The sequence below is a fragment of the Micromonospora citrea genome, from assembly GCF_900090315.1.
GTDB classification, from domain to species: Bacteria; Actinomycetota; Actinomycetes; order Mycobacteriales; family Micromonosporaceae; genus Micromonospora; species Micromonospora citrea.
Genome location: NZ_FMHZ01000002.1, coordinates 4,340,397 through 4,362,063 on the forward strand (window position 1 = coordinate 4,340,397; position 21,667 = coordinate 4,362,063).

Sequence of the window (21,667 nt, forward strand, 5' to 3'; positions counted from 1 at the left end):
CCTGGACCGTTTCATCGGAGGTTGGCGGGTATGGGCCGGTTGTTCGGCACGGACGGCGTACGCGGGCGGGCGAACGCGGATCTGACGCCCGAGTTGGCGCTGGCGGTGGCGGTCGCCGCCGCGCACACGCTCGCCGAGTCGGATCGGAGCCATCCCCCGCTCGCCGTGGTCGGCCGGGACACCCGGGCCAGCGGCGAGATGCTGGAGGCCGCCGTCGTGGCCGGGCTCACCAGCGCCGGCGCCAACGTGGTCCGGGTGGGCGTGCTGCCGACCCCGGCCGTGGCGTTCCTCACCGCCGAGGCCAAGGCCGACCTGGGCGTGATGCTCTCCGCGTCGCACAACCCGATGCCCGACAACGGCATCAAGCTCTTCGCCGCCGGCGGGCACAAGCTGCCGGACGAGATCGAGATGAAGATCGAGGCGGCCGTCGAGGCGAACGCCACCAGCGCCTGGGCGCGGCCGGTCGGCGCCGGCGTCGGCCGGGTGCACGACCTGCTCGACGGCGCCGACCACTACGTGCAGCACCTGGTCAACACCGTGCCGCACCGCCTGGACGGGATCAAGGTCGTCGTCGACTGCGCCAACGGCGCCGCCGCCGAGGTGGCCCCCGTGGCCTACCGGGAGGCGGGGGCGGAGGTCGTCGCCATCCACGCCGAGCCGGACGGGCTGAACATCAACGACGACTGCGGCTCCAACCACATCGAGGCGCTGCGGGCCGCGGTGGTCGAGCACGGCGCGCACCTGGGCATCGCCCACGACGGCGACGCCGACCGCTGCGTCGCGGTGACCGCCGACGGCGAGGAGGTCGACGGCGACCAGGTGATGGCCATCCTCGCCCTCGCCATGCGCGAGGCCGGCACGCTGACGCAGGACACGCTGGTCGCGACCGTGATGAGCAACCTGGGCCTGCGCCTGGCCATGTCCCGCGAGGGCATCCGGCTGGTCGAGACCAAGGTCGGCGACCGGTACGTGCTGGAGGAGCTGCGGGCGTCCGGGCTGGCGCTGGGCGGCGAGCAGAGCGGGCACATCGTGATGCCCGCGTACGCGACCACCGGCGACGGCGTGCTGACGGGGCTGCACCTGATGTCGCGGATGGCGGCCACCGGCAAGTCCCTGGCCGAGCTGGCCGGGGTGCTCACCCGGCTGCCGCAGGTGCTGGTCAACGTCCCGGTCGGCGACCGCACGATCGGCGCCGCCGCGCCCGCCGTACGCGCCGAGGTCGAGCGGGCCGAGGCGGAGCTGGGGGAGACGGGCCGGGTGCTGCTGCGCCCGTCCGGCACCGAGCCCCTGGTCCGGGTGATGGTCGAGGCCGCCACGGAACACGTCGCCCGCGAGACGGCCGAGCGCATCGCCGACGCGGTCCGCGTCGCCAGCCCCGCCTGACCCGTCCGGCCGCAGTGGCCGGGCCCGCCGGCCCGGCCACGACGCCCCGGTCCCGCAGGGGCGGTCGGAGCGCGGGGCCGACGGGCGGCCCCCTTTCGGGCCGATCGCCGGCTCAGCTCCCGGGCAGCCGGCGCAGCCGGTCGGCCGCCTCGGTCAGCACCTCCGGGCGCTTGCAGAAGGCGAAGCGGATCAGGTGCCGGCCGGCGTCGGGATCGTCGTAGAAGCCCTGGGTGGGGACGGCGACGACCCCGCACCGCCCGGGCAGCGAACGGCAGAACTCCAGCCCGTCGCGCCCGCCCAGTGCGGTGACGTCGGCGGTGACGAAGTACGTCCCCTCCGGCGCGAACACCTCGAACCCGGCATCGGTCAGCCCGCCGACGAGCTGGTCCCGGCGGGCCTGCATGCCGTCGCGGAAACCCGTGAAGTAGTCGTCCGGCAGGGCCAGCGCCACCGCCACGGCCGGCTGCAACGGCGCGGCGTTGACGAAGGTGAGGAACTGCTTCACCCGCAGCACCGCCGAGACCAGCGCCGCCGGGCCGCTTGCCCAGCCGACCTTCCAGCCCGTGCAGGAGAACGTCTTGCCGGCCGAGGAGATGCGCAGGGTGCGCTCGCGCATGCCGGGCAGCGTGGCGAGCGGGACGTGCGGGCTGGACGTGTCGGTGAAGACCAGGTGCTCGTACACCTCGTCGGTCACCGCGTACGCGCCGTGCTCCTGGCACAGCTCGGCGACCAGGGCCAGCTCGTCGGGGGTGAACACCTTGCCAGTCGGGTTGTGCGGCGAGTTCAACAGCACCAGCCGGGTGCGTGGGCCGAACGCGGCGCGCAGGGCGGCGGGGTCGAAGGCGTAGCGGCCGTCGACGTCGGGGCGCAGCGTGACGGGCCGCCGGACCGCGCCGGCCAGCGCGATCGAGGCGGCGTACGAGTCGTAGTACGGCTCGAAGCAGACCACCTCGTCGCCCGGCTCGCAGAGCCCGAGGATCGCCGCGGCGAGCGCCTCGGTGGCGCCCGCGGTCACGACGATCTCGCCCTCGGGGTCGTACTCCAGGCCCCAGAAGCGGCGCTGGTGCGCGGCCACCGCCGCGCGCAGGGCCGGAACGCCCGGGCCCGGCGGGTACTGGTTCTGCCCCGAGCGCAGCGACTCGGCCGCGGCGGCGAGCATCTCCGGCGGCCCGTCGGTGTCGGGGAAGCCCTGACCGAGGTTGACCGCGCCGGTGCGGACGGCGAGGGCGGACATCTCGGCGAAGACGGTCGTCCCGAACGGGCGCATCCGGGCCACCAGCGGATCGACGTCGTCGGTCGTCGTCATCCCGACAGCCTAGAACCCGCCCCCGGAGGGGCCATCGCACGCCTTGCGAGGATGGCACTGCCGACTCGGCCCCCGCGGTGAGAGCCGGCGACCATGACAGGAAGGATGACCAACGTTGCGGGAATGGCAGCTGACCAGGACGTACGACAGCACCATCGGCGAGGTCCGGTGGGACCGACTCGGAGCGGCCGAGGCGGGGCGGCCACCGGTCGTCCTGCTGCACGGCACCCCCTTCTCCTCCTATGTCTGGCGCGGGACCGCCGGCGCGCTGGCGCAGCACCGTCAGGTGTACGTCTGGGACATGCCGGGCTACGGGATGTCGGCCAAGTTCGACGGGCAGGACGTCTCCCTCGCCGCGCAGGGCCGGATCTTCGGCGAACTGATCGAGCACTGGGGGCTGGCCGAGCCGGCGGTGGTCGCGCACGACGTCGGGGGCGCGGTCGCACTGCGCGCGCACCTGCTACACGGTGTCCCGTATCGCAGGCTCGCTCTCGTCGACCCGGTCGCCCTTGCGCCCTGGGGGTCGCCGTTCTTCCGTCTGGTCGGTCAGCACGCGCCGGTGTTCGGCCAGCTCCCGTCCGCCCTGCACCGCGCCCTGGTTCGTGAGTACGTCAGTTCGGCGAGCAGTTGCGGGCTGCACCCGGCGGTCCATGACCGGCTGGTCGAGCCCTGGCTGGGCGAGGCCGGCCAGGCGGCGTTCTACCGGCAGATCGCACAGGCGGACCAGCGGTACACCGACGAGGTCGAGGAGCGGTATGGCGCGATCGACGTGCCGGTTCTGGTCTGCTGGGGTGCCGACGACGAGTGGATTCCGGTGGCGAAGGGTCACGAACTCACCTCGCGGGTCCCGGGTGCGCGTCTGCGGCTCATCCCCGGGGCTGGGCACCTGGTCCAGGAGGACGCCCCTGCGGCGCTCACCGCCGCTCTCCTGGCCTTCCTCGACGAGGATTCCGCCTGAACAGGGTTATCCGCTCTGAAACCGGGAATTGATCAGATCGCCTGCTTGATTGGCCGGCTTTCGCGCACGCGCAATGAGCGAAACTGGGTTAGGCTGCGGGACATGTGTGGAATCGTGGGTTACGCCGGCGCGCGCCCGGCGCTCGGCATCGTGCTCGACGGACTGCGGCGGCTCGAATACCGCGGCTACGACTCGGCCGGCGTCGCCGTCGTCTGCGACGGCGAGCTGCTGACGGAGAAGAAGGCCGGCAAGCTGGCCAACCTGGAGAAGGTGCTCTCCGAGCGGGCCGCCGAGGACCCGACGTCCTGCGCGGCCAGCCCGATCGGCATCGGCGACGGCACCACCGGCATCGGGCACACCCGGTGGGCCACCCACGGCGGCCCCACCGACCGCAACGCCCACCCGCACCTCGCCCCCGACGGCCGCGTCGCCGTGATCCACAACGGCATCATCGAGAACTTCGCGAAGCTCCGCGCCGAGCTGGAGGCCGACGGCGTCCAGTTCGCCAGCGACACCGACACCGAGTGCGCCGCGCACCTGCTCTCCGCCGCGCTGGCCGACCTGCGCGCCGCCGGCCACCCCGACGGCCCGCAGCTGCTCGCCGCCGGCATGCGGGTGGTCTGCCAGCGGCTGGAGGGCGCGTTCACCCTGCTCGCCGTCGACGCGGCGGTGCCCGGCGCCGTCGTCGGCGCCCGGCGCAACTCGCCGCTGGTCGTCGGCCGGGGCGACGGGGAGAACTACCTCGCCAGCGACGTGGCCGCGTTCATCGAGCACACCCGGGACGCGGTGGAGCTGGGCCAGGACCAGATCGTCCTCATCACCGGCGACACCATCGAGATCACCGACTTCGCCGGCCAGCCCGCCAGCGGCAAGGACTTCCACATCGACTGGGACTCCTCGGCCGCCGAGAAGGGCGGCTACGACTGGTTCATGCTCAAGGAGATCGAGGAGCAGCCGCAGGCCATCGCGGACACGCTGCTCGGCCGGCTCACCGAGACCGGCGAGATCATGCTCGACGAGGTCCGCCTCAGCGACCAGGACCTGCGCGACGTCGACAAGATCTTCATCGTCGCCTGCGGCACGGCCTACCACTCCGGGCTGGTCGCCAAGTACGCCATCGAGCACTGGACCCGGATCCCGTGCGAGGTGGAGCTGGCCAGCGAGTTCCGCTACCGCGACCCGGTCCTCGACCGGTCCACGCTGATCGTGGTGATCTCGCAGTCCGGCGAGACGATGGACACCCTGATGGCGCTGCGGCACGCAAAGGAGCAGAAGGCCCGGGTGCTGGCCATCTGCAACACCAACGGCTCCACCATCCCCCGCGAGTCCGACGCGGTCCTCTACACCCACGGCGGGCCCGAGATCGCCGTCGCCTCGACCAAGGCGTTCCTCACCCAGCTCGTCGCCTGCTACCTGATCGGCCTGCACCTGGCCCAGGTGCGGGGCATCAAGTTCGCCGACGAGGTGGCCGCCGTGGTGGAGCAGCTCCACCAGATGCCGGGCAAGCTGCGCGAGCTGCTGGCGCGCATCGAGCCCGTCCGCGAGCTGGCCCGCGACCTGCGGTCCGAGCCGACCGTGCTGTTCATCGGCCGGCACGTGGGCTACCCGGTGGCCCTGGAGGGCGCGCTCAAGCTCAAGGAGCTGGCGTACATGCACGCCGAGGGCTTCGCCGCCGGCGAGCTGAAGCACGGCCCGATCGCCCTGATCGACAAGGGCACCCCGGTGATCTGCATCGTGCCGTCGCCGGTGGGCCGGGGCATGCTGCACGACAAGGTCGTCTCCAACATCCAGGAGGTGCGGGCGCGCGGTGCCCGGACGATCGTGATCGCGGAGGAGGGCGACGAGGCGGTCGTCCGCTACGCCGACCACCTGATCTACGTGCCGCGTACGCCGACCCTGCTCGCGCCGCTGGTCACCACCGTGCCGTTGCAGGTCCTCGCCGCCGAGATCGCCGCCGCCCGGGGGCACGACGTGGACCAGCCCCGCAACCTGGCCAAGTCGGTCACCGTCGAGTAGCCACCGCCGGGCCCGGCCATCCACCCGCTGACGGCCGGGCCCGGCGCGCGCCCGGCGGTCAGCGGCCCAGCACGACCCGGGCCATGCCGTCCAGCGCCGGGTTGTCGGGCGCCCAGTAGCCGGTGTGGCCGTGCCGGCCGCTGGGAAAGGTGCGCCCGCCGAACGCCGGGTGGCTGGGGTCGTGGCCGAACCACAGCTCCCGCGCCGGCCCGGCGACCGTCAGCGGCGACGCGGCGTACAGGGCCTGCCGGGCCAGCTCGTCCGGCGGCCGGGCCAGCCGGATCACGTCGTCCGACGCGGTGCTCGCCCAGACCTGCCCCGGAGGCAGCCGCAGCTCGGCGGCGTGCGCGACCCCCACCCCGGGCGAGCCGACGAAGACCAGGGCGTCGGCGGCGAGCCCGTGGTCGCGCGCCGCCGTGCCGACCACCAGCGAGCCGTAGCTGTGGCCCAGCACGGTCTGCCGGCCCGGCGGCCCCTCGTGGGTCGCCCGCAGCCCCTCCTGGAACCGGTGCAGCGCCGGCCCGGCGTCCCGGGCCTGCCCCGGCCAGGCCGCCTCGTGCAGGAAGTCGGGGGCGTCGTAGTCCAGCCAGAGCACCGCCGCGGCCTCCTCCCCGGGAGCCAGGGCGGCGCAGCGGGACAGCACCCGGGCCGCCCGGCCCAGCTCGCCGGTCGCGTCACCCAGTCCGGAGGTCATCCCGGGCACGTACGTCAGCACCCGCGCCGAGCGGTCCGGGTTGCCCAGCGCCACGACCGCGCGCCCCTCGCCGGCCGTGCCCAGCCCCAGCAGGTACGCCCGGGGCGCCTCCCCGGCGGCCAGGCGGCCGGCCAGCGCGTCCAGCCCGGCCAGCGCCGTCTCGACCCGCAGCAGCCCGGCCAGCTCCGCCGGCCCGCGCGGCACCCGCGCCAGCAGCGCTCGCCGCGCGGCGAGCAGCTCCTCCCGCCGCGCACCGAGCAGCAGCCGGTTGGCCTGGTCGCGGGCGTCCGCCGGCACCCCGTCGAGGCGGCCGACAAGCCCCGGCTCGTGGGCCACCAGCCACCGGCGCTGCGCGGGAGTGAGCCCCGCCCACCACGCCCGCACCGCGGCGGGACTCGCGCCGGGCGACGGCCGGCCGGGCGGCGGCGGGGCCACCCACGTCGACCGGGCGGCCGCCGCCAGGGCGTCCAGCCGGCCGGCCGCCTCCCGGTCGGCGGACCCGGCCAGCTCCAACGCCTCCCGGATCGCCGCGCCCACCCCGGCCGCGACCTGCCCCGACGCAGGGGTGGCCGGCGCGCGGGCGGGGTCGGCCGACACCCGCCCCTGCCGGTCGACCAGCAGCCCGGCGCCCTCCGCGCGCGTCACCGCCGCGGCGAGCCGGGCCTTGGCCGCCCCCAGCCGGCCGGCGAACTCGGCCAGCACCTGATCGACCTCGACGAGGGCGGGGGAGACCGTGGTCAGTTCGGCGCGCAGCGCCGTGAGCCGGGCGTCGGCGGCCCGGGCCGCACCACCGGTCCAGTCGGCGCGCAGCGCCGCCGCGTCGGCGGACAGCTCGCCGGCCCGGCGCCCGACCGGGTCGGTCAGCCCGCGCCAGGCCGCGCCGGCGGTCCGCCACCCACCCGGGTCGGCCGCCCAGAGCTGTCGGTAGCCCACGGCCACCGCCCGCTCGGCGGGGTGGGCCGGCCGCGCGGCGGGCCCGGTCCGGCCCGCCGCCGATGCCCGAGCAGGCGGGCCGGCAGGAGCCGGGACCGCTCCCGGCGGCCCGGGCCCGCCTGCCGCCGTCGTCGGCCCGTTCGGGCCTGCCGCCGTCGTCGGCTGGTTCCGGCTCGCCGCCGGGACCGGCCCGGGCCCGCCGGCTGCCGTTGTCGGCTGGTTCCGGCTCGCCGCCGGCACCGGCCCGGGCCCGCCGGTCGGCGGTGCCGGCGCGGTCACCGGGGCAGGGCGGTGAGCCGGCCGGCCGACCGGTCGTCCACCGCCTCGTAGGCCTGCGCCGCCGCGCGCACCGCCCCGGCCGTCGCGGCCACCCGGGCACCGAGGGCGCCGAACCAGGCGTGCACCGCCGACTCCAGCCCGGTCAGGGCCGCCCCGGCCGCCCACTCCGGGGCCGGCACCACCAGCCCGGTCGCCCCGGCCAGCCCGTGCGCCAGCCGGTACGCGTCGTCGCCGAGCGCGCTCGCGGCCCGGCGCAGCGCCTCTGGTCGTACGGTGATCGGCTCCTCGGTCATCCCGGCCCCCGTGCCTCGCGGAACATCGACGACCCGGACGCTAGGCGGTGTCCACCGGCCGCCGGGCGCCCTGTGGACGGCGGCCGTCGGCCGGCGTGCGCCGCTGTCCACAGGCGTTGCCCCGCCGTGAGCCGGCGGCTAATGTGCGGCGGCCCGCGCCGGTAGGGTGAGCCCGTGATCGTCGCTGTCGGCATCGACGTCGTCCTGGTCGAGCGGTTCGCCAGGGCCCTGGCGCGGACGCCGCTGCTCGCCGACCGGCTCTTCACGGAGGCCGAGCGCTACACCAGCTCCGGCAACCCCCGGTCGCCCGAGTCGCTGGCCGCCCGGTTCGCGGCCAAGGAGGCCGTCGCCAAGGCGCTCGGCGCGCCGGCCGGTCTGAGCTGGCACGACTGCGAGATCGTGCCGGATCCCGACGGTCGTCCCTGGCTGACCGTCTCCGGCACGGTCGCGGCGGCGGCCGCCGAACGCGGGGTCAGCCGCTGGCACCTGTCGTTGTCGCACGACGGCGGGATCGCCTCGGCCATGGTGGTCGCGGAACGGTGATCGGGGCGCGCGGCCGGGCGCGCGCGGAAGTCGGACGGGGGCGGTGGCGTGAGACCGGTGTGGCGGGTCGCGGACGTACGCGCGGCGGAGGCGGGCCTGATGGCGACCCTTCCGCCCGGGACGCTGATGAGGCGGGCGGCCGCCGGGCTGGCCCGCCGGTGCGCGCTGCTGCTCGCCGACCGGGGCGGGGTCTACGCGGCCGGGGTGCTGCTGCTGGTCGGCTCCGGCGACAACGGCGGCGACACCCTCCTGGCCGGCGCGCACCTGGCCCGCCGGGGCGCGGCCGTGTCGGCGCTGCTGCTCACCCCCGGTCGGGCGCACGCCGAGGGGCTGGCCGCGCTGCGGGCCGCCGGCGGGCGGATCGTGGACCGGCCGCCGGCGACGGTCGACCTGGTGCTGGACGGCATCGTCGGGATCGGCGGCCGGGGCGGGCTGCGGGACACCGCCGACCAGCTCGCCGCCAGCCTGGTACGGCACTGCGGGCGCGACGGCGCCCCGGCCACCGTGGTCGCGGTGGACGTGCCCAGCGGCGTCGGGGTCGACACCGGGCACGTGCCGCTGACCGCCTCCGGGCGGCCGAGCGCCGTCCGCGCCGACGTGACGGTCGCCTTCGGCGCGCTGAAACCGGCGCTGGTGGTGGGCCCGGCCGCCGCGCTCGCCGGCGAGGTGGAGCTGGTCGACATCGGGCTGGAGCCGTGGCTGCGCGGCAGCCCGGCGCTGCGCGTCACCGAGTGGTCGGACGTGGCCGACTGGTGGCCCCGGCTCGGCCCGGCCTCGGAGAAGTACACCCGGGGGGTGGTGGGCGTCGCGACCGGTTCGGCGACCTACCCCGGCGCGGCGGTGCTCTCGGTCGCCGGGGCGCTGGCCGGCCCGACCGGCATGGTGCGCTACGCCGGCTCCGCGCGGGCCGACGTGCTGCACCGGCACCCGTCGGTGATCGCGACGGGGCGGGTCGCCGACGCGGGGCGGGTGCAGGCGTGGGTCTGCGGTTCGGGGCTCGGCACCGGCGGGGAGGCGGCCGGGGAGCTGCGCGCCGTGCTCGCCGCCCCGGTGCCGGTGGTGCTCGACGCCGACGCGCTGACCCTGCTGGTCGACGGTTCGCTGGCCGACCGGCTGCGCAAGCGGGACGCTCCGATCGTGGTCACCCCGCACGACCGCGAGTTCACCCGGCTCTGCGGGGAGAGCCCGGGGGCGGACCGGGTGGGGGCCACGCTGCGGCTGGCCGCCTGGATGAACGCGGTGGTGCTGCTCAAGGGGGACCGCACGGTGATCGGCACGCCGGACGGCCGGGCGTACGTGAACCCGACCGGAACCCCGGCGCTGGCCACCGGCGGCACCGGCGACGTGCTGTCCGGGCTGCTCGGCTCGCTGCTCGCGGCCGGGCTGGCGCCGGAGCGCGCGGCGGCCGCGGCCGCGTACCTGCACGGGCTCGCCGGCCGGGAGGCGGCCCGGGGCGGGCCGGTGACCGCGCCCGACGTGGCCGACGCCCTCCGCCCGGTCCTCGCCCGCCTCGGCCAGGGAGATCAGCGCGGAAAGTAGGCTGGGGGCATGTGGCAGGCCGAGGTGCGGGTGGATCTGGACGCGATCCGCGAGAACGTGAGCCGGCTGAGGTCCGGCACCGCCGCCGAGCTGATGGCGGTGGTCAAGGGCGACGGCTACGGCCACGGCATGGTCCCGGCCGCCCGCGCCGCGCTCGACGCCGGGGCGGACTGGCTGGGCGTCTGCACGCTGGACGAGGCGCTGACGCTGCGGCGGGCGGGGATCACCGTGCCGGTGCTGGCCTGGCTCCTCGCGCCGGGGCTGCCGCTGCACGAGGGCGTCTCCGCCGGGGTCGACCTCGGCGTCGCCAGCCTGCCCCAGCTCGACGAGATGGTCGAGGCGGGCCGCGCCGCCGGCCGGCCGGCCCGGCTGCACCTCAAGATCGACACCGGCCTGTCCCGGGGCGGCGCGACCGTCGCGGACTGGCCGGCCCTGCTCGACGCCGCCGCCAAGGCGCAGGCCGACGGCCTGGTCGAGGTGGTCGGGGTGTGGAGCCACTTCGTCTACGCGGACTCGCCGGGCCATCCGACCATCGACCGCCAGATCGCCGTCTTCCACGAGGGCCTCGGCATGGCCGAGCAGGCCGGCCTGCGGCCGCGCTACCGGCACCTGGCCAACTCGGCCGCCACGCTGACCCGACCGGACACCCACTTCGACCTCGTCCGCCCCGGGCTGGCCGTCTACGGCCTCTCCCCGATCGCCGGGGAGAGCTACGGGCTGCGCCCGGCGATGACCGCGCGGGCCCGGGTGATGCTGGCCAAGCGCGTCCCCGCCGGCTCCGGCGTGTCGTACGGGCACACCTACACCACCGAGCGGGAGGCGAACCTCGCCGTGGTGCCGCTCGGCTACGCCGACGGGGTGCCCCGGCACGCCTCCAACAGCGGGCCGGTGCGGCTGCGCGGCAAGCGGCGGACGATCTCGGGCCGGGTCTGCATGGACCAGTTCGTGCTCGACTGCGGCGACGACCCGGTGGCCGCCGGCGACGTCGTCACGCTCTTCGGCAGCGGCGCCGACGGCGAGCCCACCGCCGACGACTGGGCCGAGGCGACCGGCACCATCAACTACGAGATCGTCACCCGGTTCGGCAGCACCCGGGTCCCCCGCGTCTACGACGGCGAGCGCCCGTGACGTCGCGTTCCCGGATCCCCCTGCCCCGCTCCGGGCACGCCAGGGCCGCCGTCGGCGCGCTGGCCGCCGTCGGGGTCGCCGCCGCCGGGCTGGCCGCCGAACGCGCCCTGGTCCGCAAGCTCAAGGCAGACCCCACCGACCGGTACGCCGACGAGGTCTTCGACGAGCAGCGGTACGACGAGTCGTTCCGGCTGGAGATGCCCGACGGCACCGACATCCACGTCGAGGTGGTCGAGCCGACCCGGCCGACGCCCGGCAACCCGACAGTGGTGCTGGTGCACGGCTTCTGCCTGGACATGGGCACCTTCCACTTCCAGCGCAAGGTGCTCGCCGAGCGGGGCGAGCACCGGATCGTCGCGTACGACCAGCCGGGGCACGGCCGGTCGGGGCGGCTGGAGACCGGCGAGTACGACCTCACCGCGCTCGGCCGGACGCTGCGCGAGGTGATCGACCGCGCCGCCCCGGAGGGGCCCCTCGTGCTGGTCGGCCACTCGATGGGCGGCATGACCATCATGGCGTTCGCCGAGCTGTTCCCGGAGATGTTCGGCGACCGGGTCGTCGGCACCGTGCTGATGGCCACCTCCGGCGGCCTGCTCGCCGAGACAAAACTGGTCGCGCCCGCCCTGCTCGGCCGGGTCGGCGCGCCGGTGCTCTACATGGTCGGCAACGTCACCCGCTACGGCGGCACCGCGATCGACTGGGCCCGCAGGTCCACCACCAACGTGGCCTGGCTGCTCACCCGCCGGTACGGCTTCGGCACCCGGCACCCCAGCCCGGCGCTGGTGTCGTACGTCGAGACGATGAACTCGCGCACGTCCGCCGACACGGTGACCCGCTACCTGCGCACGCTGGCGACGCACTCCCGGTTCCCGGCGCTCGCCGCGCTGGCCGGCACCCCCGTGCTGGTGATCGTCGGCGACAAGGACATGATCACCCCCGTGACGCACTCCGAGGAGATCGTCCGGCGGCTGCCGCACGCCGGGTTCGTCAAGATCCCCGACAGCGGGCACGTCGTGATGCTGGAGCACGCCGACGAGGTCAACGAGGCGCTGACGCGCTTCCTGGAGGAGCTGTGACGCACGTCGTCGAGCTGCCGACGGTCGAGGACACCCGCGCGTTCGGGCGGCGGCTGGCCGGGCTGCTGCGCGCCGGCGACCTGCTGCTGCTGACCGGGCCGCTGGGCGCCGGCAAGACCGCGCTCACCCAGGGAATCGGGGCGGGGCTCGGCGTGCTCGGCGACATCACCTCGCCCACCTTCGTGATCGCCCGGGTGCACCGGCCCGACCCGGCGCGGGGCGGCACGGTGGCGCTGGTGCACGCCGACGCGTACCGGCTGGGCGACGCCGCCGACCCGCGCGCCGAGATCGACGACCTCGACCTGGACGCCTCGGTGGACGAGTCGGTCACCGTGGTCGAGTGGGGCGAGGGCCTCGTCGAGCAGCTGGTCGAGGCCCACCTGCGGGTGCGCGTCGACCGGCGCGACGACGACACCCGGGTAGTCGGGCTGGAGCCGGTCGGCGGCGACTGGGCGCGGCGCCTGACCGCCCTCGGGTGAGCGCTGTCGTACCGCCTGCCTAGAGTGCGCGGGACGGACCCGACAGGCGAAAGGTTGCCGATGCCCGACGACGCCCCCACCCTGGACCTGCTGGCGCTGCTGCCGGAGGACTGGCGTGCCGTACTCACCCCGCACCTCGACCCGGCCCGCACGGCCGCGCTGGCCGAGTTCGTCGCAGGGGAATACGCGACCCGCACGGTCTACCCGCCGGTGGAGGACCTCTTCTCGGCCTACCGCCTCTGCGCGCCGGCCGACTGTCGGGTGCTGATCCTCGGGCAGGACCCCTACCACAAGGCGGGGCAGGCGCACGGGCTGAGCTTCAGCGTGCGCGAGGGCGTCAGCGTGCCGCCGTCGCTGCGCAACGTCTTCAAGGAGCTCGGTGAGGACCTCGGCGTGCCGAAGCCGAGCAGCGGCAACCTGAGCGGCTGGGCGGCGCAGGGCGTCCTGCTGCTCAACGCGGTGCTCACCGTCCGCGAGGCCACGCCCGGCTCGCACGCCAACCGGGGCTGGGAGGAGTTCACCGACGCCACCATCCGGGCGCTCGACGCGATGGGATCCCGGGTGGTCTTCCTGCTCTGGGGCGGCTACGCGCGCAAGAAGGCCGCGCTGGTCACCAACCCGCAGCACGTGGTGCTGGAGGCGGGGCACCCCAGCCCGATGAACCCGCGCGGCTTCCTGGGCAGCCGGCCGTTCAGCGCGGCCAACAAGGCCCTCGCCGACGCCGGCCTGCCCACGATCGACTGGGAGCGCTCGGCCGGCTGACGAAGTCCGCAAGCTGCGCGTAATCGGGCGGTGACCGTCCGCTGTAGCCTGTGCCCGCAGGCGCTCGGCGAGCCGGGAGGCGGCGGGATGACGGCGACGGTCAGCGACGAACGGTGGCAGGTGGCGCGGGCGGCCCTGGCGGAGCAGACCGACCGCTTCGTCGAGCTGGTCCGCGCCGCCCCGCCGCAGGCCCACGCCACCGCCCACTGGTCGGTGGCGGACACGCTCGCCCACGTCGGGTCCATCGCGTGGCTGTACGTCTGCCTGGTGGACCCGGAGCGCCCGCTCCCGCCGGTGCCGGGCTTCGACGGGCTGCTCCCCGAGACCACCGTCGACACGGTGGCGGACTTCAACGACGTGCTGCTCGGGCACCTCACCGAGCGCGACCCGCACCTGCTGCTCGACCGGTTGCAGACCGACGTGAAGCAGTTCCTGGTCGCCTGCGAGAGGCGGCGCCCCGACGAGACGGTGCCGTGGCTCGGCGGGGCGCGGGTCCCGCTCGCCGGTCTCTGCGCCCACCTGGTCAACGAGGTGCTCGTCCACGGCCACGACATCTCCCGCGCCACCGGCCTGCCCTGGCGGATCCCCGACCCGCACGCCGCGCTCTTCCTGGAGCTGTTCCTGGCCGGCGTGGTCCGGCACGGCTACGGCCGGCTGATCGACGGCGGCGCGCCCCCGAGCGAGCGCCGGATCGTGGTCGAGTTCCGTTCGGCGTACGCGCCCCCGCTCCGGCTGCTGCTGCACCGGGGCCGGGTGACCTTCGCCGAGCCGGACGCCCGGCCCGACGCCGTGGTCGACCACGAGCCCGCGACGCTCAACCTGATGATGTTCGGCCGGATCAGCCGGGCCCGGGCGGTGCTCAGCGGCAAGGTGCGCGTCAGCGGGCGGCGTCCCTGGCTGCTGCCGGCCTTCCAGCGCAAGTTCCGCACCCCGAGCTGACAGGCGTCGCCGGGTCCGCCGACCGGGGCGGCTAGGCTGGCTTACCGTGCTCGTACTGGTGGTGGACAGCTCGACGCCCGCGGTGACGGCGGCGCTGGTGGAGGTCACGGCGCAGGGCGTCGCGACCCGGGCGCACCGCTGCACCGTCGACGCCCGCGCCCACGGCGAACTGCTCGCCCCGCAGGTCGACGCGGTGCTCGCCGACGCCGACGCCCGGCCGGCCGACCTGGGGGCGATCGTCGCCGGGCTCGGCCCCGGCCCGTTCACCGGGCTCCGGGTGGGGCTGGTCACCGCCGCCACCATGGGCCAGGTGCTCGGCGTGCCCACGTACGGCGTCTGCTCGCTGGACGCCATCGGCCACCCGGCGGCCGCCGGCGAGCCGGTGCTGGCCGCGAGCGACGCGCGGCGGCGCGAGATCTACTGGGCGGTCTACGACGGCGCGGGCCAGCGGCTCGTCGGGCCGGAGGTCTCCGCCCCGGCGGTCGCCGCCGAGCGCGCCCGGGGCCTGGCCGTCACGGTCGCGGTCGGCGACGGCGCGCACCGGTACGCGGACGCGCTCGGCCTGCCCGTGCGGGCGGAGCCGCGCTACCCGGACGCCGGCGTGCTGGCGACCCTGGCGGCCGAGCGGATCCGGGCCGGCGCCCCCGGCGAGGCGCTCACCCCGCTCTACCTGCGCCGCCCCGACGCCGTGGCGGCGACGGCGCGCAAGCCGGTCCTGCCGTGAGCGCGATGAGTGAGCCGCGTGTGCGAGCCGCGCGGCCGCGAGCCGAGGTGGCGCCGTGAGCGGTGTGCGTCTCGAACGGTTCCGGTGGTGGCACGTCGACGAGGTGCTGCCGATCGAGGCGGACCTCTTCGGCGCCGAGCAGTGGTCGGCGGCCATGTTCTGGAACGAGCTGGCCAACGGGCACCACTACCTGGTCGCCACCGACGACGACGGCGCCGTGCTGGGCTACGCCGGGCTCACCGCGGCCCCGCCCGAGGAGGCGTGGGTGCAGAACATCGCAGTGCGTCGGGACGCCCAGCGGCGCGGCGTCGGCCGGCTGCTGCTGGAGGCGCTGCTCGCCGAGGCGGCCCGGCTCGGGGCCCGGAGCACCCTGCTGGAGGTCGCGGCGGACAACGCGCCCGCCCAACTGCTCTACGCGGCGTACGGCTTCGAGCCGATCGGCGTACGGCGCGGCTACTACCAATCGAGCAACACCGACGCGCTGGTCATGCAGCGCACCGCGGGAAGTGAGCGATGACCGAAATTCGCGGCGCGCGAGCTCCTGGCTTTGGCGCTGAGGTAAGCGCGTTTGAAATGCGGTCTTGCTAGTGTTTCAGCGTGGCGGGTCGAGTGGTGAAGCGGGCGTACAAGTACCGCTTCTACCCCACGGTTCAGCAGGCGGAACTGCTGAACCGCACGTTTGGCTGCGTGCGGTTCGTCTACAACCGTGCCCTCGCCGAACGTACGCGGGCCTGGTTTCAGGAACAGGAGAGAGTGACGTTCGCCGCGACCTGCCGGATGCTCACCGCGTGGAAACGCGACCCGGAGATGGCGTGGCTGTCCGAGGTGTCCAACGTGGCCCTGCAACAGGGCCTGCAACACCTGCAACGGGCGTACCTCAACATCGTCTGGTCGAGGCCGCTGCCCGAGGGCGCGAGTCCGTCCACGGTCACGGTGTCACGCGACAGCGCGAACCGCTGGCACATCTCGATCCTGGTCGAGACCACGATCGCAACGCTCGCGCCGAGCCCGAACCGGGTCGGCGTGGACGCCGGCATCACCAGCCTGGTCACCCTGTCCACCGGGGAGAAGGTCACCAACCCGAAGCACGAGAAGCGGGACCGCGAATGCCTGGCCAGGGCGCAGCGGGACCTGGCCCGCAAGGCCAAGGGCTCCATGAATCGGGCCAAGGCCCGGATCAAGGTCGCCCGCATCCACGCCCGTATCGCCGACCGGCGACGCGACCTGCTGCACAAGCTGTCCACGAGGATCACCCGCGAGAACCAAACGGTGGTTATCGAGGACCTGTCGGTACGCAACATGGTCCGCAACCACAGCCTCGCCCGCGCCATCTCCGACGCGGCGTGGTCGCAGTTGCGCCGCCAACTGGAGTACAAGGCCGACTGGTACGGGCGGACCGTGGTCGCGGTCGACCGTTTCTATCCGTCGTCCAAGACCTGTTCGACGTGCGGGCGGATCACCCCGTCCCTGCCGTTGGACGTCCGGTCGTGGACGTGCCTCTGCGGCGCGGTCCACGACCGGGACGTCAACGCGGCGATCAACATTCTGGCGGCCGGGCTGGCCGTGTCCGTCTCTGGAGATGGTGTGAGACCAGCCCGCGCCTAGCGTGGGAAGGCGGCTGTCGATGAAGGAGAAAACCTCGGGCCGTGAGGTCCGGGAATCCCCCGCCTTCAGGCGTGGGAAGGAAGTCAATGACGAACCCCTGATCCTCGGCATCGAGACCTCCTGCGACGAGACCGGGGTCGGCATCGTACGCGGGCACACCCTGCTGGCCGACGCGCTCGCCTCCAGCGTCGAACAGCACGCCCGCTTCGGCGGCGTGGTGCCCGAGGTGGCCAGCCGGGCCCACCTGGAGGCGATCGTGCCGACCATGGACCGGGCGCTGCGCCAGGCGGGGGTGACCCTCGCCGACATCGACGCGATCGCCGTCACCTCCGGCCCGGGGCTGGCCGGCGCGCTGCTCGTCGGGGTGGCCGCCGCGAAGGGGTACGCCCTCGCCGCCGAGAAGCCCGTCTACGGCGTCAACCACCTGGCCGCGCACGTCGCCGTGGACACCCTGGAGCACGGCCCGCTGCCCGAGCCGGCGATCGCCCTGCTGGTCTCCGGCGGGCACTCGTCGCTGCTGCTCGTCGACGACCTGGCCCGCGGCGTCACCCCGCTCGGCGCCACCATCGACGACGCGGCCGGCGAGGCGTTCGACAAGGTGGCCCGGCTGCTCGGGCTGCCGTTCCCCGGCGGCCCGCACATCGACCGGAAGGCCCGGGCCGGCGACCCGGTCGCCATCGGCTTCCCGCGCGGCCTGACCGCCGCCAAGGATCTCGCCGCCCACCGCTACGACTTCTCCTTCTCGGGCCTGAAGACGGCGGTGGCCCGCTGGGTCGAGGCGCGGCAGCGGGCCGGCGAGCCGGTCCCCGTCGCCGACGTGGCCGCGTCCTTCCAGGAGGCGGTCTGCGACGTGCTGGTACGCAAGGCGCTGGACGCCTGCCGGGCCAACGGCGTGGAGACGCTGGTGATCGGCGGGGGCGTCGCGGCCAACTCCCGGCTGCGGGCGATGGCGGAGGACCGCGCCGCCAGGGACGGCATCCGGGTCCGGGTGCCCCGCCCCGGGCTCTGCACCGACAACGGCGCGATGGTCGCCGCCCTCGGCTCGCACCTGGTCTCCGCCGGTGTCGCCCCGAGCCGACTGGACCTGCCCGCCGATTCCGCCATGCCGCTGACCACGGTCAGCGTGTGAACCCCGAGGACGGCTGACGTGATCGTGCGGATGTGGGAGGCCCGGGCGGAGCCGTACGGCGTCGCGGACCTGATCACCTGGGTCTGTGACACCGCGCTGCCGGAGTTCGAGCACGACCCGATGCACCTGTCCAGCGAGGTGTTCTCCTCCACCGACCACCGGGTGGTGGTCATCTCCAAGTGGCGCGGCAACCCGCGCGCCCTGCCGGCGCCGCCCGCGACGCTGCTCGCCCGCCCGCCGCACTCGTGGGACTTCACCCAGGTCGACCGCTGAGGCCCGCGGTCGGCGCGCCGCGCGTCCCACCGCGCTCGTGCCGGCGTACGACCGGCCCGGGTCGAGGCGGCAGCCGGGGCGCCCGGCGGCGGTAATTGGCTGGCGGGCGGGCCGGCCGGGCACCTAGCGTCGAACGGCCATGCGCTTCTCACCGGCCGGCGACCCCGGCGTCCCCGACACCCGCTCGGCCACCCGCTATCTCGTGTGGCTGGCCGGCCGGCAGAGGGTGCTGTTCACCGTCGGCATCGCGCTCGGCGTGGTCTGGATGGTCGCCCAGGCGCTCGTGCCGGCGGCCGTCGGCCGGGCCGTCGACGGGCTCACCGGCCGGGACGAGGAGGCGCTGCTCACCTGGGGGCTGGTGCTGTTCGGGCTGGGCGTGCTCCAGGCGGTCGCCGGGATCCTGCGGCACCGCTGCGCCGTGCACAACTTCCTCGGCGGCGCGTACCGGACGGTGCAGCTCACCGTGGGCGCGGCGAACCGGCTCGGCGCCGCGCTGCCCCGCCGGGTGGCCGCCGGCGAGGTGGTGAGCATCGGCACGGCCGACATCAGCCAGATCGGTTCGGCGATCGACATCACCGCCCGGGGCGCCGGCGCGATCGTGGCGATCGTGACGGTGGGGGTGATCCTGCTCGACGCGTCCGTGCCGCTCGGGCTGGTCGTGGTGCTCGGCGTGCCGCTGCTGATGGCGGTCGTCGGGCTGCTCATCCGACCGCTGCACCGGCAGCAGCAGGCGTACCGGGACTCCGAGGGGGCGCTGACCACCCGGGCCGGCGACATCGTCTCCGGGCTGCGCGTGCTGCGCGGCGTCGGCGGCGAGCCCGTGCTCTCCGCCCGCTACCGGGCGCGGTCCCAGGCGCTGCGCGCCGACGGCCTGCGGGTGGCCCGGGTCGAGTCGCTGCTGGAGGCGGCGCAGGTGCTGCTGCCCGGCGCGTTCCTGGTGCTGGTCACCTGGCTCGGCGCCCGGTTCGCGCTGCGCGGCGAGATCACCGCGGGCCAGCTCGTGGCGTTCTACGGCTACACCGCGTTCCTGGTCAGCCCGCTGCGGCAGCTCACCGAGGCGGTCGACAAGCTGACCCGGGGGCACGTCGCCGCCCGGCGCGTCGTGCGGCTGCTGCGGCTCACCCCCGAGCTGACCGACCCGCCCCGCCCGGCGGCCCTGCCGGACGGTCCCGGCGAGCTGGTCGACGTGGCGTCCGGCGTGGCGGTGCGGCCCGGCCGGTTCACCGCCCTCGCCGCCACGGCACCCGAGGACGCGGCGGCGATCGTGGACCGCCTCGGCCGGTACGCCGACTCGGACGCGACGCTGCACGGCGTACCGCTGCGGGCGCTGCCGCTCGCGACGGTGCGGGAGCGGATCCTGGTGGCCGACAACGACGCACACCTGTTCACCGGGCGACTGCGCGCGGAGCTGGACCCGCACGACCGGGCCGACGACGCGGCGATCGCGGCGGCGCTGGCGGCGGCGAGCGCGACGGACATCGTCGAGGCCCTGCCCGACGGGCTGGACAGCGTCGTGGCCGAGCGCGGGCGGGAGTTCTCCGGCGGGCAGCAGCAGCGGCTGCGGCTGGCCCGGGCGCTGGTCGCCGACCCGGAGACCCTGCTGCTGGTCGAGCCGACCAGCGCCGTGGACGCGCACACCGAGGCCCGGATCGCCGAGCGGCTCACCGCGGCCCGGGCCGGCCGGACCACGCTGGTCTGCACCACCAGCCCGCTCGTGCTGAGCCACGCCGACCACGTGATCTTCGTGGAGGACGGCAAGGCGACGGCCGAGGGCTCGCACACCGCGCTGCTCGACGGCGAACCGCGCTACCGGGCGACGGTCAGCCGGGGGGAGGACTGATGGCCACCGCACTGCCGGTCGCCGACGCGCGCCAGGTGCGGCAGTACGCCCGCACGCTGGTCCGCCGGCACCCGAGGGCGCTCGCCGCCGCCCTCGGCCTGCACGCCCTGGCCGCCGCGGCCGGACTGGTCGCGCCGCGGCTGCTCGGCGACCTCGTCGAGGGCATCTCCCGGGGCACGACAGGCGTCACCGTCGACCGGATCGCGCTGCTGATCGCCGGCTTCGTGGTGGCGCAGTCGGTGCTGGTCCGCTTCGCCCACCTGGCGTCGGCCAGGCTCGGCGAGCGGGTGCTGGCCGAGCTGCGCGAGGAGTTCGTCGACCGGATCCTGGCGCTGCCGCTCGCCACCGTGGAACGGGCGGGCACGGGCGACCTGCTCACCCGGACGTCCCGGGACGTCTCCGCGCTGTCCCGGACGGTCCGGTTCGCGGTGCCGGAGACGCTGATCGCGGTCGTCACCGGCTGCTTCATCGTCGGCGCGCTGCTCCTGGTCAACCCGCTGCTGGCGGTGCCCTGCCTGGTCGCGGTGCCGCTGCTGTGGGTGGGCACCCGGTGGTACCTGCGCCGCGCCCCGGACGGCTACCTGCGGGAGAACGCCGCCTACTCCGACATCACCGACGGGATCAGCGAGACCGTCGAGGGCTCGCGGACCACGGAGGCGCTGCGGCAGCAGGCGCGCCGCCGGGCCCGCACCGACGCCGACATCCGCCGGTCGTACGCGGCCGAGCGCTACACCCTGCGGCTGCGCACGGTGTTCTTCCCGGTCACCGAGATCGGCTACGTGCTGCCGGTGGTCGCCACGCTGATCGTCGGCGGCTGGTTCTACCTCGAGGGCTGGGTGAGCCTCGGCGAGGTCACCGCCGCCACGCTCTACGTGCAGCAACTGATCGACCCGGTCGACCGGCTGCTCTCCTGGCTGGACGAGTTGCAGGTGGGCGGCGCCTCGCTGGCCCGCCTGCTCGGGGTGGCCGACGCGCCGGAAACGTCCCCGGCGCCGACCGGGTCGTCGGCGCGGTCGGCCGGGCCGACGGGGGACCGGCAGCTCGCCGCCCGGGACGTCCGGTACGCCTACCGGGCGGGCCGGGACGTGCTGCACGGGGTGACCCTGGTACCGGAACCGGGGGAGAAGCTGGCCATGGTCGGCCCCTCCGGGGCGGGCAAGTCCACCCTGGGCCGGCTGCTCGCCGGGGTGCACGCGCCCCGCTCCGGCTCGGTCACCGTGGCCGGGCAGCGGCTCGACGAGCTGCCCCTGGCCGAGCTGCGGACGCACGTCGCGCTGGTCACCCAGGAGCACCACGTCTTCATCGGCACCCTGCGGGACAACGTGGCGATGGTCCGGCCGGGCGCCGACGAGGCCGCCGTCCGCTCCGCGCTGGCCGCCGTCGACGCGCTGGACTGGGCCGTCGCGCTGCCGGACGGGCTGGACACGGTGGTCGGCTCGGGCGGGCACCCGCTGTCGCCCGCGCAGGCGCAGCAGCTGGCGCTGGCCCGGTTGGTGCTGGCCGACCCCCACACCCTGGTGCTGGACGAGGCCACCTCCCTGATCGACCCCCGGGCCGCCCGGCACCTGGAGCGTTCCCTGGCCGCGGTGCTGGCGGGCCGGACGGTGATCGCCATCGCACACCGCCTCTTCTCGGCGCACGACGCCGACCGGGTCGCGGTGGTGGAGGACGGCCGGATCACCGAGATCGGCCCGCACGACGAGCTGGTCGCCGCGGGCGGTTCCTACGCGGCCCTCTGGCGCTCCTGGCACGGCACCGCCTCCTGACG

The 21,667-nt window shown here is 75.4% G+C and carries 20 protein-coding genes; 17 read left to right on the forward strand and 3 right to left on the reverse strand.

Annotation, left to right across the window (positions count from 1 at the left end):
* Positions 1 to 30: 30 nt before the first annotated feature.
* Positions 31 to 1,383: a phosphoglucosamine mutase gene (gene glmM, locus GA0070606_RS19985; RefSeq protein WP_091102708.1), complete on the forward strand. Its 1,353-nt coding sequence runs from the start codon at positions 31 to 33 to the stop codon at positions 1,381 to 1,383.
* A gap of 112 nt (positions 1,384 to 1,495) precedes the next feature.
* On the opposite strand, the gene GA0070606_RS19990 is transcribed toward glmM, so the two are convergent.
* Positions 1,496 to 2,689, reverse strand: coding sequence for a pyridoxal phosphate-dependent aminotransferase (locus tag GA0070606_RS19990; protein ID WP_091102712.1), 1,194 nt, complete (start codon positions 2,687 to 2,689; stop codon positions 1,496 to 1,498).
* Between the two features lie 115 nt (positions 2,690 to 2,804).
* Here GA0070606_RS19990 and GA0070606_RS19995 point away from each other — a divergent pair, with 115 nt between their 5' ends.
* Together GA0070606_RS19995 and glmS are read left to right on the forward strand one after the other, a co-directional pair.
* Positions 2,805 to 3,647, forward strand: a complete 843-nt coding sequence (locus GA0070606_RS19995; protein ID WP_091102717.1) for an alpha/beta fold hydrolase — start codon at positions 2,805 to 2,807, stop codon at positions 3,645 to 3,647.
* Between the two features lie 102 nt (positions 3,648 to 3,749).
* Positions 3,750 to 5,663, forward strand: a complete 1,914-nt coding sequence (gene glmS / locus GA0070606_RS20000; RefSeq protein ID WP_091102719.1) for a glutamine--fructose-6-phosphate transaminase (isomerizing) — start codon at positions 3,750 to 3,752, stop codon at positions 5,661 to 5,663.
* 58 nt (positions 5,664 to 5,721) lie between these two features.
* On the opposite strand, the gene GA0070606_RS20005 is transcribed toward glmS, so the two are convergent.
* Together GA0070606_RS20005 and GA0070606_RS20010 are read right to left on the reverse strand one after the other, a co-directional pair.
* On the reverse strand, positions 5,722 to 7,296 hold the full coding sequence (locus GA0070606_RS20005; RefSeq protein WP_091102723.1) for an alpha/beta hydrolase: 1,575 nt from the start codon (positions 7,294 to 7,296) through the stop codon (positions 5,722 to 5,724).
* A 269-nt stretch (positions 7,297 to 7,565) separates the two neighbouring features.
* Positions 7,566 to 7,862, reverse strand: a complete 297-nt coding sequence (locus tag GA0070606_RS20010) for a type VII secretion target (RefSeq protein WP_091102726.1) — start codon at positions 7,860 to 7,862, stop codon at positions 7,566 to 7,568.
* A 174-nt stretch (positions 7,863 to 8,036) separates the two neighbouring features.
* On the opposite strand from GA0070606_RS20010, the gene GA0070606_RS20015 reads away from it, so the two are divergent.
* The 14 genes from GA0070606_RS20015 (at position 8,037) to GA0070606_RS20080 (ending at position 21,665) form a co-directional block, all read left to right on the forward strand.
* Complete coding sequence (locus GA0070606_RS20015) at positions 8,037 to 8,405, forward strand: holo-ACP synthase (protein WP_091102729.1); 369 nt, start codon at positions 8,037 to 8,039, stop codon at positions 8,403 to 8,405.
* 48 nt (positions 8,406 to 8,453) lie between these two features.
* Positions 8,454 to 9,944, forward strand: coding sequence for an NAD(P)H-hydrate dehydratase (locus tag GA0070606_RS20020; protein WP_091102734.1), 1,491 nt, complete (start codon positions 8,454 to 8,456; stop codon positions 9,942 to 9,944).
* A 9-nt stretch (positions 9,945 to 9,953) separates the two neighbouring features.
* Complete coding sequence (gene alr, locus GA0070606_RS20025; protein WP_091102737.1) at positions 9,954 to 11,072, forward strand: alanine racemase; 1,119 nt, start codon at positions 9,954 to 9,956, stop codon at positions 11,070 to 11,072.
* A complete protein-coding gene (locus tag GA0070606_RS20030; RefSeq protein WP_091102740.1) occupies positions 11,069 to 12,148 on the forward strand; it encodes an alpha/beta fold hydrolase in 1,080 nt (359 codons plus the stop codon). The genes alr and GA0070606_RS20030 overlap by 4 nt, the downstream gene beginning before the upstream one ends.
* Positions 12,145 to 12,627 (forward strand): tRNA (adenosine(37)-N6)-threonylcarbamoyltransferase complex ATPase subunit type 1 TsaE, encoded by a 483-nt coding sequence (tsaE, locus tag GA0070606_RS20035; RefSeq protein WP_091102744.1) that lies wholly within the window; start codon positions 12,145 to 12,147, stop codon positions 12,625 to 12,627. The genes GA0070606_RS20030 and tsaE overlap by 4 nt, the downstream gene beginning before the upstream one ends.
* A gap of 60 nt (positions 12,628 to 12,687) precedes the next feature.
* Positions 12,688 to 13,389 (forward strand): uracil-DNA glycosylase, encoded by a 702-nt coding sequence (gene ung / locus GA0070606_RS20040; protein ID WP_091102747.1) that lies wholly within the window; start codon positions 12,688 to 12,690, stop codon positions 13,387 to 13,389.
* A gap of 30 nt (positions 13,390 to 13,419) precedes the next feature.
* Positions 13,420 to 14,328 carry a maleylpyruvate isomerase family mycothiol-dependent enzyme gene (locus GA0070606_RS20045; protein WP_245724746.1) on the forward strand — a complete coding sequence of 303 codons (909 nt, stop codon included), beginning with the start codon at positions 13,420 to 13,422 and terminating at the stop codon, positions 14,326 to 14,328.
* 46 nt (positions 14,329 to 14,374) lie between these two features.
* Positions 14,375 to 15,052: a tRNA (adenosine(37)-N6)-threonylcarbamoyltransferase complex dimerization subunit type 1 TsaB gene (tsaB, locus tag GA0070606_RS20050; protein WP_091102753.1), complete on the forward strand. Its 678-nt coding sequence runs from the start codon at positions 14,375 to 14,377 to the stop codon at positions 15,050 to 15,052.
* Between the two features lie 55 nt (positions 15,053 to 15,107).
* Positions 15,108 to 15,569 (forward strand): ribosomal protein S18-alanine N-acetyltransferase, encoded by a 462-nt coding sequence (gene rimI, locus GA0070606_RS20055; RefSeq protein WP_176737372.1) that lies wholly within the window; start codon positions 15,108 to 15,110, stop codon positions 15,567 to 15,569.
* 80 nt (positions 15,570 to 15,649) lie between these two features.
* Positions 15,650 to 16,657 carry an RNA-guided endonuclease InsQ/TnpB family protein gene (locus GA0070606_RS20060; RefSeq protein WP_218106032.1) on the forward strand — a complete coding sequence of 336 codons (1,008 nt, stop codon included), beginning with the start codon at positions 15,650 to 15,652 and terminating at the stop codon, positions 16,655 to 16,657.
* Between the two features lie 19 nt (positions 16,658 to 16,676).
* Positions 16,677 to 17,786, forward strand: a complete 1,110-nt coding sequence (gene tsaD, locus GA0070606_RS20065) for a tRNA (adenosine(37)-N6)-threonylcarbamoyltransferase complex transferase subunit TsaD (protein WP_245724747.1) — start codon at positions 16,677 to 16,679, stop codon at positions 17,784 to 17,786.
* A gap of 18 nt (positions 17,787 to 17,804) precedes the next feature.
* Entirely contained in the window at positions 17,805 to 18,059 is a 255-nt protein-coding gene (locus tag GA0070606_RS20070) for a hypothetical protein (protein ID WP_091102763.1), read from the forward strand.
* 139 nt (positions 18,060 to 18,198) lie between these two features.
* On the forward strand, positions 18,199 to 19,899 hold the full coding sequence (locus tag GA0070606_RS20075; RefSeq protein ID WP_091102766.1) for an ABC transporter ATP-binding protein: 1,701 nt from the start codon (positions 18,199 to 18,201) through the stop codon (positions 19,897 to 19,899).
* On the forward strand, positions 19,899 to 21,665 hold the full coding sequence (locus GA0070606_RS20080; protein ID WP_091102770.1) for an ABC transporter ATP-binding protein: 1,767 nt from the start codon (positions 19,899 to 19,901) through the stop codon (positions 21,663 to 21,665). Before GA0070606_RS20075 ends, GA0070606_RS20080 begins: the two co-directional genes overlap by 1 nt.
* Positions 21,666 to 21,667: the final 2 nt, after the last annotated feature.